The following is a 17194-nucleotide window of genomic DNA, read 5'->3' on the forward strand; positions in this document are numbered from 1 at the left end:
AAGTTCATGGTCTCCATAAAATTCTTAATTTATCAGCAGATAAGCTTATTTAGATAATAAATCTGTTCTGATAAAGCCTTCCTTGTTCTTAAATTTAACCTTTGTCCAACCTTCAGCATAGCTCATGATAACTTCTACTTCATCACCATCATATGCAACTGCAACTTTTGATGAAGATGTATCCATCTTTGAGCGAATGTTTGTTGTAGACTTAATTCTAATCTTATCACCCTTATTAAAGCTCTGTGTAACTGTTGGTGTCTCCTCTGTCTCTTCCTCCTGAGTCTCCTCAGCGGCATCTCCATTAGAAACTGTTACAGCATCCTTAGTGATATAAGCTTTTGTGCCGTTGTAATCAAACTTGTAGAAATCTCCCTCTTCTCCGTAGATGGTGATTTCTGTACCCTTCTGAACAGAGCCAAGTCTTTCACTATTCTTATCAGCTTCTGCTCTTACATTAGCCTTAGCATTTGTCTTTCCAGTAAATGAATTAGCTTCCTCTTCTTCTGCCTTGGCAGCTTCCTCAGCAGCCTTTGCCTCCTCTTCTGCCTTAGCTTTAGCTTCTTCCTCAGCCTTTGCAGCCTCCTCAGCCGCAGCAGCTAACTGAACCTGATAATCCGAATTCCACTGAACGATAGCAGCTGGAAGTGTCTCTGACATGAATGTTGCAAGGCTGGCATCTTTATCGATTGCATCCTCGTATGCCTCAGTAACCTCTGCTTCCTTGTCTAATTTATCCTGCTGACGAATAAATACAGAAATCAGATCAGAAACCTCTGTATCCATCTCGTAGATGTTATTAGTCTGATTGAATGAACCGTAAATATTGTTGATGAAAAGCTTATCATCCTTTGTCTCAACATAGAAGAAATCAAGACCAGGTGCTTCAGTTTCGATATCCTTATATTTAAGATCTACTCTGACTGAGCAAAGGTATGAGCCCTTCTCAAGACCGTCTTTTGTGAAAATCTTAATGTTGTTAAAGCTGTCGATGTACTGGCTGTAAAACTGAATATAACTTACTTCCTGATCTGATACAGGATCTGCAAGCTTCTTAAGTGAATCTGTATCGCCAGAAGCATATGCTTTGTAATAATCATTTATTAACTTATCCAGTTCTTCGTTCTTGTTTTCTTTGTAATTCTTATAAACACCTTCAGCTGTTTTTTCCTGTGTTGCTGATTTTCCAGTACCTAAAAATAAAACACATGCCATGCATATGAAAATGCAACCTGCCAAAAAGTATCTCTTATGTAAAGCGATGAAATCACCGCAATTTCCTGCTATATATCTAACCTTATCTTTTATCTTTTGAAAATCCATGTGCCCCTCCAGTGAGTATTGTAGGCTTCGAACTGTAGACGGCCGGATTCGAACCGGCGGTCTTCGGAGTCGGAGTCCGATGCGTTATCCAACTACGCTACGCCTACTAATTAACTTGCCGATTTATTGTATCACAAGTTAGTACTCACATCAAATAAGAAACCTTAATTTTAGAGAAAACTTTAGTTGATAAAAGTGCTAAAGTGTTCTAAAATCATAATAATTTATTTTTAGGAGGTAATGTAAGTATGAATCCAATTGGTTCCACTAGATTATATTGTTTACTCGGAAACCCTGTTTCACATAGTATCTCTCCCGCCATGCATAATATGGCCTTTGATACTTTAGGGCTTGATAATTCTTACATGGCCTTTAACGTAGAACCAGATGACTTGCCAAGAGTTGTTGATGGACTGAAGGCTGTAAATTGCGGTGGCTTTAATTGCACTATGCCATTCAAAACAGCAATCATCCCTCTTTTGGATGAAATAGACGAGATTGCATCATTGGCTCATTCCGTAAATACGGTAGTAAATGTTGATGGTAAACTTCGCGGTTATACAACTGATGGAATTGGTTTCCTACAGTCTATGACTGAGTGTGGAATCAAATATAAAGGCAAAACCATAACTATGCTCGGAGCTGGTGGTGTTGCTACTTCTATTATCACTCAGGCAGCTTCCGAAGGTGTGTCAAAAATAAATATTTTCAAACGTAAAAATTCAACTTTTAAAGATACAGTAGAATATGCCGACAAGATAACAAAAGCAACTGAATGCGATGTTTTTGTTTATGACATGGCAGATATGGACATTTTAGAGTTTTCGTTGCAAGAAAGTGATATACTTATTAATTGTACAAACGTTGGTATGGGCGACGATGATTCTACTCTCGTTCCAAAGGAATTCCTTCATAAAAATCTGATTGTTTGCGACACCATCTACCATCCTGATATGACAAGGCTTTTAAAGGATGCCGCATCAATTGGTTGTAAAACTATGAACGGAAAATATATGCTGCTCTATCAAGGTGCTGCTGCCTTCAAACTTTGGACAGGCCAGGAAATGCCTGTCGAAGTTGAAAATAAAATTAAAAGAATAGAGGAATAAAAATGAGCTTTAATTATCTTAAAAAAATGCCTTCACCAGAAGAAATAAAGGAGATGTTACCTGTACCTGAAAAGGTTCAACAGCTTAAGCTTCAGCGTGATAAGGAAGTGGCTGATATTATCACAGGAAAAGATGACAGATTCTTATGTATCATCGGACCTTGCTCAGCTGACAACGAAGATGCCGTTTGTGAATACATCAGCAAGCTTTCAAGAGTTGCCGAAGATATCAAAGACAAAGTATTAGTTGTTCCTCGTATTTATACAAACAAACCTCGTACAACTGGCAGCGGCTATAAAGGAATAGCTTCTCAGCCTGATCCAAACGAGGCTCCAGATATGCTCGCTGGCCTCATTGCCATGAGAAAGATGCATATTCGTGCAATGACAGAATCTGAACTTACTGCTGCCGACGAGATGCTCTACCCTGAGAACTGGGGATATGTAGATGATCTTCTTTCTTATGTAGCAATTGGTGCACGTTCTGTTGAAGATCAGCATCACCGTCTTACTGTATCAGGTTTTGATGTTGCATCTGGTATGAAAAATCCTACATCTGGTGATTTTTCAGTAATGCTTAATTCAGTATATGCTGCACAGCATCCACATCACTTTACATTCTCTGGCTACGAGGTAACCACTACAGGTAACCCACTTGCTCACACAATTTTACGTGGTGCGGTTTCAAAGCATGGCAATAGTACACAGAATTATCACTACGAAGATCTCATTCGCCTTCATAATATGTATGAAGAAATGGATCTGGTTAATCCAGCTTGTATTATTGATGCAAATCATTCAAATTCAAATAAACAGTTTAAGGAACAAATTCGAATCGTAAAAGAAGTGATGCATAATCGCAATCACTCAAATGAAATTAAGAAATTAGTTAAAGGTGTAATGATTGAATCTTACCTTGTGGAAGGCTGCCAGCCTATCTCAGAAAACCAGACCTACGGACAGTCAATCACTGATCCATGTCTTGGTTGGGAAGATACTCGTCATCTCCTCTATACGATTGCAGAGAGAAATTAGAGAAATAATAAAAAGCCCCTTGTAGGCATCAAGCTCTTAGGTTTCTCAAGTGAAGCTTTCTATACTGAACTGAGAAACACTAATGCTTGTAGCCGTAACAAGGGGTGTTTTTGTAACTAGAGCTTTTCCTTATGCTGTAAGTCTACCTACTTCAAAGATGGAGATAAGCTCATCATCTTTTCTTCCAACTCCACTAATGAAGCTGTCCTCTTTCTTGAGGAATGGTGAAGGCTCATTAATCTCGCTGTTTGCGATATTCATTACAGCCTTTACATCATCAACGATAATTCCCATCATCTCTTCATTCTCAAGGTTAAGTACAATTATGCGGGTATCCTTATTAATATTTTCCTCTACATAATTCATTCTCTTACGAAGGCTCATTACAGGAACAACATGTCCACGTAAATTAATTACACCTTTCATATACTCTGGAGACTTTGGAATACTTGTTATTTCTGGGACCATGATAATAGAGTTAATCACTGAAATATCAATACCGAAAGATTCCTTATCGATATGGAATACAATATACTGCTTATCTTCATTTTCAACTCTATTTAAAACTACTAAATCGTTCATTATTATAGAAACCTCCTTTTAAACTACTTATATTAAGCTATTTTGAAGAACTTCATCTCATCGTTTAACTGCTCAGCAATATTTCTAAGGTATGATGCAGACTCTGCAAGTGTTGAAACTGTTGCAGAAAGCTCCTCTACTGAAGCACCAGTTGTCTCTGAAGATGCTGCATTCTCTTCTGAAATAGCAGAAAGTGAAGACATAGCATTAGCTACTACTGTGTTTGAAGAAACACATGTATTAGCCTCGCCAGAAATCTTTGTAACACTCTGAACTGTCTCATCGATATCCTGAAGCATACCCTGAACTGTATCAAGAGCCTCACCAAGAGCCTTCTGCTGCTCAATATTTCCATTCATTACATGTGTAGCAGCGCTAACTGCCTGTTCTGCCTCTGCCAAAAGCTCATCCATAAGAACTCTGATTTCCTGTGCAAGGCTTTCTGAATCATCAGCAAGCTTTCTAATCTCCTCAGCTACTACTGCGAAGCCCTTACCAGCATCACCAGCTCTGGCTGCCTCGATAGAAGCATTAAGTGAAAGAAGGTTTGTCTGAGCTGCGATACCAGAAATACCCTCTACACGCTCATTGATGTTTGTTACAGCATTCTGAGTTGAAGAAATCTTTTCAGCAATCTCCTCAATCTTAATAGTCATATCACTGCTTGTATTCTGAAGAACTGCAAGTGATGAGCTTGAAGCTTCTGATGCATTCTTCATTCTATCTGCAAGTGTTGTCATCTCATTTGTTGAGCCCTGTACGTTCTCAACAGCATTAGTAATCTGATTTGTGCTCTGTGCTGCAGACTGGATTTCCTCTGCCTGCTGTACTGCACCGCTTGCAATCTGCTGAACTGCGACTGCAACACTTTCTGCTGTAGCATTAATCTGATCTGCCATCATTGATAACTCTTCTGAAGACTCACCAACATTAGATGAAGAATCCATGATACTTGCAACAATACGTGAAAGCTTTTCAATAACTGTATTTGTATAATTTACAATGTGACCAAGTTCGTCATTACGCTTTGTAAACTTGTCAATAGTCTTAAATCTACCCTCTGCAAGAGCCTCAAGTGAATCATTTACTGCAAGGATCGGCTTTGTAAATCCAAGAGCAATAAAGAACGCAACAACACCACCAATGATAATAAGAATTAATCCAAGTACATTAGTTGTAAGCGCACTCATACGAGCTGACATAAGAACCTGATTTACAGGAACATTCATACATACTGTATAACCAGTGATAGGCTCTTTAACGTATGATGTATACATTAATTCACCCATAGCACTATTTTCAAAAGTACCAGACTCTTCATCAGAGCCTACGAAAGGTGCATCAGCAATAACGATTGGCTCATCCTCAGCTGATATCTCCATAGTAGAAGTAGCTGCAATAGTTCCGTTTTGATCAACAATAAAACATGATCCGCCTGCATCTACTAATACATCATGAAGCTGTGCTAAATCATAACTTCTATATAAAACACCAACAACATTTTTTGTATTTGGCTGAAAAACAGGAACTGCAATGCAAATACTTCTAACACCTGTAGAAGAGCTTACCATTACTTCTGAAGCTGTTGTCTCACCCTTTACAGCACCCTGAAAATAATCTCTGGCAGATACATCAGAAAGAGTCTTGTCATCACTTCTAAGAACCATCTGTCCCTGAGTATTTACAAGAGTGATTGCATTACCGTCGTTAATCTTTGAATTGATGTACTGCATCTGATATTTAACATTCTCAGCCTTCTCTTGATTAAGAAGAAAATCTACTGTATCCTGAGAAGCAGCAATAGTATTCAACGCAGCTTCTCCTTGTGCGAAAATAGTGTTAAGTGCTGCCTGCAAATACCATGCAGACCACTCATTTTGCTCCTTAGCGCCATGTATAGCAGACTTGCTAGATGAATTATAATTAATTGATGTTGCTACTAAAAGTGGAATAGCTGCTAAAGCAATCATAGCAACAATAAGCTTTGTCTTTACACTGGAAAAAAGGGTCTTCTTAGTCTTTTTCATATAAACCTCCAAAAAATAAACCAAAAACCATTAACCTAAAACCAAAAAACAAAAATGCATTTGTGTTATTTTTGTGAACACATTTTGAGATTATAACAGGTTTTATAACTATTTGTTGTTTTTATTTAAGTACAATATGGTAATATGTCACAAATTCTTATAGGCTTTATATTGTGATAATGCACAATAAATTTTCCAAATATTAAAAAAAACTCCTGTTTTCAAGGTAAAAAAATAGAGATCAAAGAACTATGTCTTCAATCTCCATAAACCACTAGTTGATACAGTGCAAATCACTAGTTGCTCGCTTTTACTGCATAAGCCATAATTGCAGCAACTGTTTTTGCATCCTGAAGCTTTCCTGAATAACACATATCCAGCAAATCCCTTAAATCCCATGCTTCAATATCTATCTCTTCAGATTCATCCAGCTTTTGCTCTCCCACCTTTTCAAGTTCTGTAGCAAGATAAACATCAATCAGTTCATCACAAAAAGCTACTGTAGATTTAAGTGACAAAAGCTTTTCTAATTTACCGGCTCTGTAACCAGTCTCCTCTTCAAGCTCTCTTGCTGCACAAATAGCTGTATCTTCATTTACAGAATCTCTTTTACCTGCAGGAATCTCAAGTGTCTCTCTATCAAGTGCATTTCTAAACTGTCTTACCATAAGAATCTTTCCATCTGGCTTAACTGCAAGCACACAAGCTGCGCCCATTCTATGGCTTATGAAATCCCATTTTTCTGTATTTCCATTTGGAAGGAGCATGGTGTCCTCATAAAAATCAAGTATAGCACCGCTATGAACTAATTTACGATCTATTCGTTTTATCTGTTCCATATTATTTGCCTCCATTAAAAAAGCGGCTGGAAAACCAGCCGCCCAGTAATTACTTCGCGTAATCTGTAACTCGTGATTCACGAATTACGTTAACCTTAATCTGTCCTGGATACTCAAGCTGATTCTCAATCTGCTTTGAAATATCCCTCGCCATGATGACCATATCGGCATCTGTAACCTGTTCAGGAACCACCATGATTCGAATCTCTCTACCTGCTTGAATAGCAAAAGATTTTTCAACACCCTTAAAACTGTTAGAAATTTCTTCTAATTCTTTTAATCTGTTTGTGTATGTCTCCATAGCCTCTCTACGAGCACCTGGACGAGCTGCGCTGATAGTATCAGCCGCCTGTACAATACAAGCTATAAGTGTTTCTGGCTCTACATCGCCATGATGTGCCTCTACAGCATTTACAACTGTCTGAGACTCTTTGTACTTACGACAAAGATCTGCGCCGAGCTGTACATGAGTACCCTCCTGCTCTCTATCTACTGCCTTTCCAATATCATGGAGCAAACCAGCACGCTTAGCTACTCTAACATCAAGCCCAAGCTCTGCAGCAAGGAGTCCTGATAACTGAGCAACCTCGATAGAATGCTTAAGAACATTCTGACCGTAGCTAGTTCTGAATTTCATCTTTCCAAGTAATCTAAGAAGCTCTGGGTGAATACCCTGAACACCAACCTCGAGAGCGGCTGCATCGCCTTCCTCGCGAATCTGCTGTTCTACTTCCTTTTTAGCCTTTTCAACTGTCTCTTCAATTCTGGCTGGATGAATACGACCATCTACAATGAGCTTCTCCAATGCAATACGTGCAATCTCACGTCTAACTGGATCGAAAGCAGATAAAATAACTGCCTCTGGAGTATCATCGATGATAAGCTCTACACCTGTCATTGTCTCAAGTGTACGGATATTTCTACCCTCACGACCAATGATACGTCCCTTCATCTCATCATTAGGAAGCTGTACTACAGAAATAGTAGTCTCTGCAACGTGATCTGCTGAGCACTTCTGGATAGCGCTAACAACGATTTCACGTGCTTTCTTCTCAGCTTCATCCTTAGCCTGAGTAAGACTTTCCTTAATAAGCTTTGCTGCGTCTAATTTGACGTCTTCTTCTACAGATTTTAAAAGTTGTTCTTTTGCTTGTTCGGAGGTAAGTCCTGAGATTCTCTCTAGTTCCTGTACACGCTGCTGATTAAGCTTTGCAACCTCTTCTCGCTGCTTGTTAAGCTGCTGTTCCTGACGAGCGAATTCAGCTTCTCTCTTCTCTGCCGCTTCGAGCTTCTTCTCAAGGTTATCTTCCTTCTGAGAAATTCTATGCTCACTGCGCTGAATCTCTGCTCGGCGCTCACGGATTTCCTTGTCGAGATCATTCTTCTGTCTCATGGCATCTTCTTTTGCCTCGAGCATAGCTTCTCTCTTCTTGGCCTCCGCACTCTTTACAGCCTCATCGATAATCTCACGAGCCTTAGCCTCGGCAGAATCTACCTTATTCTTGCCCTGAGTCTCATGATGCTTATTGGCTACAAAAAGTGTAACAACAGCTGCGACAACTGCAACGATAAGGCAAATTACTATTACCGTTACAACGTTCACAGGAGCACCTCCTTATATAATTTTCTAAATTTGAATATAAAATAAAAGCTAAAATGCTCTCATTTATAAACTTCAACACAATTAGTTTAACTTTATAATGGGCTCATGTCAAGAAAATGTATACTATATATAGTAGTCTGGGCATGAATTAGGTTTACTTCAATTCTATTAAATAAAATTAAACTTAATTAAATCTCAACTTAATGATTTACCAATTGATTCAGATGAAAATCCTCTGCCTGCCAAAAATCGATACATCTTTCCTCGGTCCTCATAAGTGGCATTTTCTTTGTCATATCCCTTCTTTTCAAGGAGTCGATTTATCAATTCTTGCTCATCTGCAGTGTATTCTTTCTCTAAAACACGCTCTATAACATCAGATGAAATGCCCTTTCCCATAAGGTCCTGACGAATCCTGTTTCGGCTACGGGAATCCTGATAAAAGCGAACATAACTGGCCGCCATACGGGCATCATCCAAATATCCATAATCATTAATATAATCTATGGCGATGTCAATGATATCCGAAGAATAGCCGCCTTCCTTTAGCTTATCTCTGAGATTCTTCTCGGAACGATCCTGCTTTTCCAAAAGATGAAGTGCACGCTTTTTACATCTGGGAATAAGAATCTCCCTGCAAATCTCCTCATAATCTGAAAGAGATAAATCTGCACCTTCTTCTATTCCATAGCTTTCGTATTCTTTCTTATATAGAACAAAATCTGTCCCGTTATCGAGACAGATTTTTGCTCTTCCCTTGGATAATTTAACAAGAGATGTAATTTCCATAATTATTCAATAACCTCTGTAGGTATATCTTCTTTTTCGCCACCAACTAAGCCAACTTCGCTCTCTTCAGTCTCAGCATAGTAATCACGGATAGCATTTGCAATTTCCTCGCAAACTTCTTTATTCTGCTTAAGGTACATCTTAGCATTCTCACGGCCCTGGCCAATCTTCTCACCAAGATATGCGTACCATGCACCAGACTTCTGAATGATATCAAGATTAGTAGCTACATCAAGGATGTCGCCCTCACGTGAGATACCCTCACCGAACATGATATCGAATTCTGCCTCACGGAATGGAGGTGCTACCTTATTCTTAACAATCTTAGCGCGTGTTCTGTTACCAATTACTTCACCGTTCTGCTTAAGAGCCTCGATACGGCGTACATCGATACGAACAGATGCATAGAACTTAAGAGCACGACCACCTGTAGTAGTCTCAGGATTTCCAAACATAACACCAACCTTCTCTCGAAGCTGGTTGATAAAGATAACTACGCAATTAGTCTTGGCAACAATACCTGTAAGCTTTCTCATAGCCTGTGACATAAGACGTGCATGAAGACCAACGTGGCTATCACCCATATCTCCATCGATTTCTGCCTTTGGTACAAGAGCTGCAACTGAATCCACTACGATGATGTCCATAGCGCCTGAACGTACCATAGTCTCTGTGATTTCAAGTGCCTGCTCACCATTATCAGGCTGAGAAATGTATAATTCGTCAATATTAACACCGATAGCCTTTGCATATTTAGGATCAAGTGCGTGCTCAGCATCAATGAAACCAGCGATACCTCCTGCCTTCTGAACCTCTGCAACTGCGTGAAGTGCAAGTGTAGTCTTACCAGATGATTCTGGTCCATATATCTCAATGATACGGCCCTTAGGGAAACCGCCCTGACCAAGTGCGATATCAAGGCTGATGGAACCTGTAGGAACTGTCTCAACCTGGACATTAGCCCCCTCGCCAAGCTTCATTACTGAACCCTTTCCATACTGTTTCTCAATCTGAGAAATTGCCGCATCTAATGCTCTAAGCTTATCTTCATTTGCCATTTTATAAAACCTCCGTTCGGAACAATTGTTCGTTCTTTAAATATAATAATAGTGAAATGGGTATTAAATGTCAACAATAAAATGGGATAAAAAATCGAATAAAACAAAAACAAAAAAGACAGTGGCGAACGCCACTGCCCATTAATATACAATCCTAAATTTAATTAGTCAAGCATTAATTTGTTCCGAACTCTGAAAGAACAAGACCATCATTTCTATCAAGAACCATGCCAACAGACCAAGAGTTAACAAATAAAAGAAGTGGTCTGTCCTTAAGATCTTTAATCTTCTTCATATCAGAAGTACCAGAAATCTTGTTGATGTCGTAATCTCCTTCAATCCATCTGATATGCTCATATGGAAGGTTCTCAAGACCGATTTCTACATTATATTCGTTGTTCAAACGATATTTTAAAACGTCAAACTGAAGAACACCTACAACACCTACGATGATTTCTTCCATACCTGTGTTGTACTCCTGAAAAATCTGGATAGCACCTTCCTGTGCAATCTGTGTGATTCCCTTCATGAACTGCTTACGCTTCATGGTATCAATCTGACGAACACGTGCGAAATGCTCTGGTGCGAAAGTAGGAATACCCTCGAACTTGAATGGCTTCTTAGCAGAAGTAAATGTATCACCAATGCTGTAAAGACCTGGATCAAATACACCGATGATATCTCCGGCATATGCCTTATCTACTATCTTTCGCTCATCAGCCATCATCTGCTGTGGAGCAGAAAGCTTAGCCTTACGGCCGCCCTGAACGTGTAAATAATCCTTAGAAGCATCGAAAGTACCAGAACAAATACGAAGGAAAGCTACTCTGTCTCGGTGAGCCTTGTTCATATTTGCCTGAATCTTAAATACGAAAGCTGAGAAATCCTCAGAGAATGGACTAATCTCGCCAGCATCACTCTTACGAGGAAGTGGGCTGTAAGTCATCTGAAGGAAATGCTCAAGGAATGTCTCAACACCAAAGTTTGTAAGAGCTGAACCAAAGAATACTGGTGAAAGCTCTCCGGCTGTAACTAATTCCTGATCAAATTCAGCACCAGCACCATCAAGAAGCTCAAGCTCCTCCATAAGCTGATCGTACTTATCCTGTCCGATTTCTTCCTTTAAAGCTGGATCATCAATAGAAACGATACGTTCCTCGCCCTGCTTTGTACCCTTCTGAGTGTCAGAGAACATACGAACACACTTTGTATTTCTATCATAAACGCCCTTGAATTCCTTACCTGAACCGATTGGCCAGTTTACAGGAACTGTAGCGATACCAAGCTCGTTTTCAATATCATCAAGAAGCTCAAATGTATCATTTGCATCTCTATCCATCTTATTAATGAATGTAAAGATAGGGATATGTCTCATAACGCAGACCTTGAAAAGCTTTCGTGTCTGTGCCTCAACACCCTTAGATGCATCGATAACCATTACAGCTGAATCTGCTGCCATAAGTGTACGATATGTATCCTCTGAGAAGTCCTGATGTCCAGGTGTATCAAGGATATTAATGCAATAGCCATCATACTCGAACTGAAGAACTGAAGAAGTAACTGAAATACCTCTCTCCTTCTCGATTTCCATCCAGTCAGATACTGCATGTCTTGCAGTAGCCTTACCCTTAACAGAACCAGCAAGATTAATCTGTCCTCCATATAAAAGGAACTTCTCTGTAAGAGTAGTCTTACCAGCATCGGGATGGGAAATAATCGCAAATGTACGACGACGCTTAATTTCTTCTTCAACTGTAAAAGCCATTTAAAACCTCCATGTATATAAACCGAAAAATAGCCTATACCGCCGTAACGATATAGGCCATAAATTCAAAATTGTAAGCTGTAAATTAGTATTTACGCTTTCTAGCAGCCTCAGACTTCTTCTTACGCTTTACTGAAGGCTTCTCATAGTGCTCACGCTTACGAATCTCCTGCTGGATACCAGCCTTAGCACAGTTTCTCTTAAATCTACGAAGAGCGCTGTCTAATGACTCGTTTTCTTTAACTGTAACATATGACATAGTCTAATCCTAACCTCCCTCCATTTGGGGACTTGTACTCATTAATCTAAAAGCACTAACAAGCATTGTAACACAAAATCTATATTTGTCAACATTTTTTAATTAAAGCATTGACTCAAGTACACTCTTTGCCTCTGCAAGGCAATCTGCAATACCTGCTGGGTTCTTGCCGCCGGCCTGAGCCATGTTTGGACGACCGCCGCCGCCACCGCCAACCTTAGGAGCAATAGCCTTAACAAGATTTCCTGCATGTGCGCCAGCTGCCTGTGCAGCATCTGTAGCCATAACTACAAGATTTACCTTGCCATCGCAATCAGATGCAAGAACAACAACACCCTCACCAAGCTTTGTCTTAAGATCATCGCCAAGATCGCGGAGGCCGTTCATATCTACACCTGAAACTGATGTAGCAAGAAGCTTAACTCCCTTAACCTCTACGACTGAATCCATAACATCGCCAACTGCTGCCTGTGCAGCCTTAGCCTTTAATGACTCAAGCTCTGAGTTTGTCTCTTTAAGCTGCTTCTGAAGGTGTGCAATCTTCTCTTCAACCTCTGCTGGCTTACACTTAAGAGCTGCAGCTGCAGCGTTAAGCTTTGCTTCGAGGTCTGCATAATATTCGAATACTGCTGCGCCAGTAATAGCTTCGATACGACGTGTACCAGCAGCTACACCAGACTCAGAAAGAATCTTAAATGCTGAAATCTCAGCTGTGTTTGCAACGTGTGTACCACCACAAAGCTCTACAGAGAAATCTCCCATCTTTACTACACGAACAGTGTCGCCATACTTCTCGCCGAAGAGAGCCATTGCACCGCTCTTCTTAGCCTCATCAATAGACATGATAGCTGTCTCAACTGCAAGGCCTTCAGCGATTTTCTCATTAACAAGCTTCTCTACCTTAGCAATTTCCTCTGCAGTCATTGCTTCAAAGTGAGAAAAATCGAAACGAGTTCTGTCAGCATCCTGATAAGAACCCTTCTGCTCTACGTGTGTACCAAGTACCTCACGAAGCGCCTTCTGCATAAGGTGAGTAGCTGAGTGGTTCTTGCAAATGCGGGCACGACGCTCAGCATCAACAGTAAGTGTAACCTTCTCGCCTACCTTAATCATACCAGAAGTCATCTCACCAACGTGACCAATCTTTCCACCCTTAAGCTTGATTGTATCCTTAACAGTGAACTGTCCGTTAGCTGTAGAAATAACACCTGTATCACCAATCTGACCACCCATTGTAGCGTAGAATGGTGTCTCTGGAACGATGATTGTACCAATCATTCCCTCAGCAAGTGTATCAACGATTTCTGTCTCCGTAGTAAGTACTGATACTGTAGACTCTGATGTAGTCTTGTCGTAACCTACGAACTCAGATGTAACAGAAAGATCGATATCATCATAAACAGATGCATCTGCACCCATGTAGTTTGTCTCTTTACGAGCAGCACGAGCTGTCTGACGCTGCTTCTCCATGCAAGCTTCGAAGCCTGCAGCATCATATGTGAAGCCCTTCTCCTCAAGGATTTCTGCGGTAAGATCTACAGGGAATCCGTAAGTATCATAAAGCTTGAATGTATCCTCGCCTGAAAGCTCCTTAGAACCAGCAGCAACAAGCTTCTCTTCCATACCAGCAAGAATCTCAAGACCCTTGTCGATAGTCTTATTGAACTGCTCTTCCTCAGCTGTAAGAGTCTTGAAGATGAACTCTCTCTTCTCCCAAAGCTCTGGATAGCCGTCCTTACACTCATTAATAACTGTCTCTGAAAGCTTAGCCATGAATGTGCCCTTGATTCCAAGTGCACGACCATGCTTAGCAGCACGACGAATAAGACGACGAAGAACGTATCCTCTACCCTCATTTGAAGGTGTAACACCGTCAGAAATAAGGAATGTAGATGAACGAATATGGTCAGTGATAAGACGGATCGAAACATCATCAAGAGCATCAACCTGATACTTCTTACCAGACATCTCGCAAATCTTATCACGAATAGCCTTCATTGTATCGATGTCGAATACGGAATCAACGTCCTGCATAACAACTGCAAGTCTCTCAAGACCCATACCTGTATCGATATTCTTCTGAGAAAGCTCCTCATAACCGCCGTGTCCATCACCGTTGAACTGTGTAAATACGTTGTTCCAAACCTCCATGAAGCGGTCGCAATCACAACCAACCTTACAATCAGGCTTTCCACATCCGTATTTCTCTCCACGGTCATAGTAAATCTCTGAGCAAGGACCGCAAGGACCTGCGCCGTGCTCCCAGAAGTTGTCGCACTCGCCTGTCTCTGGATCACGATAGAAACGTGTGATACGCTCTGGTGCTACACCAACTTCCTTTGTCCAGATTTCGAATGCTTCCTCATCCTCTCCGTAGATAGATGGGTAAAGGCGATCTGCATCAAGCTTAAGAACCTCTGTTAAAAATTCCCAAGACCATGCGATAGCCTCGTGCTTAAAGTAATCTCCGAATGAGAAGTTACCAAGCATCTCAAAAAAAGTAAGATGGCGAGCCGTCTTACCTACATTATCGATATCACCTGTTCTAACACATTTTTGACATGTAGTAACGCGCTTTCTTGGTGGAATCTCCTGACCTGTAAAGTATGGCTTAAGTGGTGCCATACCAGCGTTGATGAGCAACAATGAGTTGTCATTCTGTGGTACAAGAGAAAAGCTATTGAGGCAAAGATGGTCCTTGCTCTCAAAGAACTCCAAGTAGGCGCGTCGTAAATCATTAACACCGTTATTCAAAACAAAGTCCTCCAAAATATATTACTTGGAAGAAGACGAAGAATTACTCCTCAATACCTTCTTTCCTATTTTTAGACTTGCGAAGCTTAACACCAATGAAACCTCCGCAGATGCCTAGCGCAACCAGTATGATCATCTTAATCAGATAACTTGCAAAAGTAGATAAAAATGCAGACATGGCAATTCCTCCTAAATCACAATTTTTAATACTAATTAAAGCTGTATTACATACTTAATCAAATTATAATCCAAAGTATTTTTAAATTCCACTGTATTTCAGAAAAATAACAATAAAATCACTAAAATAACCTGACAAAGTAAATAACTATTTTTTAACAGCCCCACTGCCTTTCTTATATCCTTGGCTTCGATTACCTTATCGCTATCTCCTATCAGCCCATTTCCCAAGGCAATATCAAGGGCTCCGGCAAAAGCTGAAATGCTTCCTCCTCCATCTCTCATATGGATGTATCTAGCGTTTTTGCCATTGAAACCACCGAAGGTATGACGAGCTGCAAATACCACAATAGCGCTGCTGACTCTGGATGGAATCCAATCTACAACTTTATTTACAGACACAATTGGCTGACCGAAATAATCATATCTGGAATTTGGGATTCCGATTTTATCCTGAATCAGCATTAAAGATCTGTAAAGAAAACCTCCAACTGGTCCAAACAAGAACATCACAAACATAGATGAAAGTACACTGTGGTCTGTCTCTTTTGCTATATAATCGATGGTGTCCCGGGTAACAACATACTCCGTATCTACAGTCTCTTCTTCGTTCATAAGAAGGCTGGCAGAGTGCTTCATAGCATCAATACCATCGCCATAAAAATCATTCATGACACCTAGGCCACCATAATATAATCGATAATAATCCAAACAAAAATATGTGGCTATCGCCTCAAACAAAACTCCAAAGAATGGAGCGATTTCATAGCACAATATAGTAAAGAATGTACTAATCAAAAACACTGGCACCAAAACAAGGACAATGAGCCATCTTCCAAAGCTTCTTTGCTTAGAACGCTCTAGAAGGATAATTTCATCTCCAAGGAGAGCCCTATCCAAAAACTCAATCAGTCTACTGATTGAATCCATTGGATTCCACAGACTATAGATTCGCCCGATGACAAACTCTAAAATTGTACCTAATAATAACCCATAAATGTGTAGTTTAAACATTACTCTATCCCTTGTATAAAATTATTTTGTCTTACGTTTGTGATAGAACTGTAACTGCTGAACATACCCCTGAAATCCGTCATAGGAGCAATTTATATAATCAAGATAATCGTTCTTTGAATAGTCTTTGTAATCCTCGCTGATTATCTTTTTCATCCATGTATCAATTGGGTAGCTCTCCATAAAATGGAATCCGTAAAGCATAATGCAATTGGCAACTTTGGGGCCAATTCCCTTTATCTCAAGAAGCTTGCTATAAGCCTCTTCATAAGGCAGCTTACTTATTTTTTCTATATCAAGCTCTCCTGCTACCACCTTTTTAGAAATACCAATAATATAGTCTGCCCTGTACCCAAGAGCCGTTCCATCCATCAGCTCTGTTTCAGGAATATAAGCCAAAGTCTCGGCCTTTGGAAAATGAATTCCGTCAGAATATCTGTCACATAAAATCTGGATAGATTTTTTAATCTTTGGTATGTTGTTATTTTGAGAAATAACATAGGAAATAAAGACTTCCCATAAATCCTGTCTGAGAATACGCATCCCAAAGGAATCCTTTAGTGCATCTTTTAAAAATTTGTCTTCGTATTTACGAATTTCATTATTGAAAGCAACGTAATCTGTATCAAAATCAAAATATCTCTGCCAGAAATCCCACTGATTTTCGTCGCATACAAAATCCCAGGTATCCTTCTCTGTATTGAGATAAAAATATATGTCATTGTCACCTGAACATGCACTGTAAGTATCTGGCATGCCATCGGCACCCTTGGTCTCCCTTTTCATTCTGAATACCTGTCCGGAGTTCATAATGACTTCGGGATTGAATTCCTCAGGAGTAAATTTTTTACTAAAAACCAT

15 protein-coding genes and 1 tRNA gene are annotated in these 17194 nt (G+C 40.0%); 2 read left to right on the forward strand and 14 right to left on the reverse strand.

Annotated features, from left to right (window positions below; all coding sequences use genetic code 11):
• Positions 1 to 45: 45 nt before the first annotated feature.
• Positions 46 to 1323, reverse strand: a complete 1278-nt coding sequence (locus tag BUA88_RS03245) for an SH3 domain-containing protein (protein ID WP_072912664.1) — start codon at positions 1321 to 1323, stop codon at positions 46 to 48.
• A 33-nt stretch (positions 1324 to 1356) separates the two neighbouring features.
• Positions 1357 to 1430, reverse strand: a tRNA-Arg gene (locus tag BUA88_RS03250).
• Between the two features lie 141 nt (positions 1431 to 1571).
• On the opposite strand from BUA88_RS03250, the gene BUA88_RS03255 reads away from it, so the two are divergent.
• Complete coding sequence (locus tag BUA88_RS03255) at positions 1572 to 2432, forward strand: shikimate dehydrogenase (protein WP_072912667.1); 861 nt, start codon at positions 1572 to 1574, stop codon at positions 2430 to 2432.
• A 2-nt stretch (positions 2433 to 2434) separates the two neighbouring features.
• Positions 2435 to 3466, forward strand: a complete 1032-nt coding sequence (locus tag BUA88_RS03260; RefSeq protein ID WP_072912669.1) for a 3-deoxy-7-phosphoheptulonate synthase — start codon at positions 2435 to 2437, stop codon at positions 3464 to 3466.
• Positions 3467 to 3595: 129 nt separating this feature from the next.
• Here the strand turns inward: BUA88_RS03260 and BUA88_RS03265 are convergent, their stop codons facing one another.
• The 12 genes from BUA88_RS03265 to BUA88_RS03315 form a co-directional block, all read right to left on the reverse strand.
• On the reverse strand, positions 3596 to 4048 hold the full coding sequence (locus BUA88_RS03265) for a chemotaxis protein CheW (protein WP_072912671.1): 453 nt from the start codon (positions 4046 to 4048) through the stop codon (positions 3596 to 3598).
• A 32-nt stretch (positions 4049 to 4080) separates the two neighbouring features.
• Positions 4081 to 6075: a methyl-accepting chemotaxis protein gene (locus BUA88_RS03270; RefSeq protein ID WP_072912673.1), complete on the reverse strand. Its 1995-nt coding sequence runs from the start codon at positions 6073 to 6075 to the stop codon at positions 4081 to 4083.
• 296 nt (positions 6076 to 6371) lie between these two features.
• Positions 6372 to 6914 carry an NUDIX hydrolase gene (locus tag BUA88_RS03275; RefSeq protein ID WP_083572368.1) on the reverse strand — a complete coding sequence of 181 codons (543 nt, stop codon included), beginning with the start codon at positions 6912 to 6914 and terminating at the stop codon, positions 6372 to 6374.
• Positions 6915 to 6963: 49 nt separating this feature from the next.
• Positions 6964 to 8517, reverse strand: a complete 1554-nt coding sequence (gene rny, locus BUA88_RS03280) for a ribonuclease Y (RefSeq protein WP_072912679.1) — start codon at positions 8515 to 8517, stop codon at positions 6964 to 6966.
• A gap of 195 nt (positions 8518 to 8712) precedes the next feature.
• Entirely contained in the window at positions 8713 to 9306 is a 594-nt protein-coding gene (locus BUA88_RS03285) for a regulatory protein RecX (RefSeq protein WP_072912683.1), read from the reverse strand.
• A 2-nt stretch (positions 9307 to 9308) separates the two neighbouring features.
• Entirely contained in the window at positions 9309 to 10364 is a 1056-nt protein-coding gene (gene recA, locus BUA88_RS03290) for a recombinase RecA (RefSeq protein WP_072912686.1), read from the reverse strand.
• A 175-nt stretch (positions 10365 to 10539) separates the two neighbouring features.
• Positions 10540 to 12129, reverse strand: coding sequence for a peptide chain release factor 3 (locus BUA88_RS03295; protein ID WP_072912689.1), 1590 nt, complete (start codon positions 12127 to 12129; stop codon positions 10540 to 10542).
• Between the two features lie 85 nt (positions 12130 to 12214).
• Positions 12215 to 12388, reverse strand: a complete 174-nt coding sequence (gene rpsU, locus BUA88_RS03300) for a 30S ribosomal protein S21 (RefSeq protein ID WP_015549455.1) — start codon at positions 12386 to 12388, stop codon at positions 12215 to 12217.
• 102 nt (positions 12389 to 12490) lie between these two features.
• The gene (alaS, locus tag BUA88_RS03305; RefSeq protein ID WP_072912693.1) at positions 12491 to 15142 is read right to left on the reverse strand and encodes an alanine--tRNA ligase; all 2652 of its coding nucleotides are present in this window, start codon (positions 15140 to 15142) and stop codon (positions 12491 to 12493) included.
• 43 nt (positions 15143 to 15185) lie between these two features.
• Positions 15186 to 15320, reverse strand: a complete 135-nt coding sequence (locus BUA88_RS16585) for a hypothetical protein (protein WP_255405294.1) — start codon at positions 15318 to 15320, stop codon at positions 15186 to 15188.
• 98 nt (positions 15321 to 15418) lie between these two features.
• Complete coding sequence (locus tag BUA88_RS03310) at positions 15419 to 16333, reverse strand: cobalamin biosynthesis protein CobD/CbiB (RefSeq protein WP_072912696.1); 915 nt, start codon at positions 16331 to 16333, stop codon at positions 15419 to 15421.
• A 21-nt stretch (positions 16334 to 16354) separates the two neighbouring features.
• Entirely contained in the window at positions 16355 to 17194 is an 840-nt protein-coding gene (locus BUA88_RS03315; protein WP_072912699.1) for a DNA-3-methyladenine glycosylase 2, read from the reverse strand.

Source organism: Pseudobutyrivibrio xylanivorans DSM 14809, assembly GCF_900141825.1.
GTDB classification, from domain to species: Bacteria; Bacillota; Clostridia; order Lachnospirales; family Lachnospiraceae; genus Pseudobutyrivibrio; species Pseudobutyrivibrio xylanivorans.

Bases quoted from the DNA above. Each gene is read 5' to 3' on its own strand.
- BUA88_RS03245 (WP_072912664.1), bottom strand. From the start codon at position 1,323: ATGGATTTTCAAAAGATAAAAGATAAGGTTAGATATATAGCAGGAAAT.
- BUA88_RS03255 (WP_072912667.1), top strand. From the start codon at position 1,572: ATGAATCCAATTGGTTCCACTAGATTATATTGTTTACTCGGAAACCCT.
- BUA88_RS03260 (WP_072912669.1), top strand. From the start codon at position 2,435: ATGAGCTTTAATTATCTTAAAAAAATGCCTTCACCAGAAGAAATAAAG.
- BUA88_RS03265 (WP_072912671.1), bottom strand. From the start codon at position 4,048: ATGAACGATTTAGTAGTTTTAAATAGAGTTGAAAATGAAGATAAGCAG.
- BUA88_RS03270 (WP_072912673.1), bottom strand. From the start codon at position 6,075: ATGAAAAAGACTAAGAAGACCCTTTTTTCCAGTGTAAAGACAAAGCTT.
- BUA88_RS03275 (WP_083572368.1), bottom strand. From the start codon at position 6,914: ATGGAACAGATAAAACGAATAGATCGTAAATTAGTTCATAGCGGTGCT.
- BUA88_RS03285 (WP_072912683.1), bottom strand. From the start codon at position 9,306: ATGGAAATTACATCTCTTGTTAAATTATCCAAGGGAAGAGCAAAAATC.
- recA (WP_072912686.1), bottom strand. From the start codon at position 10,364: ATGGCAAATGAAGATAAGCTTAGAGCATTAGATGCGGCAATTTCTCAG.
- BUA88_RS03295 (WP_072912689.1), bottom strand. From the start codon at position 12,129: ATGGCTTTTACAGTTGAAGAAGAAATTAAGCGTCGTCGTACATTTGCG.
- rpsU (WP_015549455.1), bottom strand. From the start codon at position 12,388: ATGTCATATGTTACAGTTAAAGAAAACGAGTCATTAGACAGCGCTCTT.
- BUA88_RS16585 (WP_255405294.1), bottom strand. From the start codon at position 15,320: ATGTCTGCATTTTTATCTACTTTTGCAAGTTATCTGATTAAGATGATC.
- BUA88_RS03310 (WP_072912696.1), bottom strand. From the start codon at position 16,333: ATGTTTAAACTACACATTTATGGGTTATTATTAGGTACAATTTTAGAG.
- BUA88_RS03315 (WP_072912699.1), bottom strand. From the start codon at position 17,194: ATGGTTTTTAGTAAAAAATTTACTCCTGAGGAATTCAATCCCGAAGTC.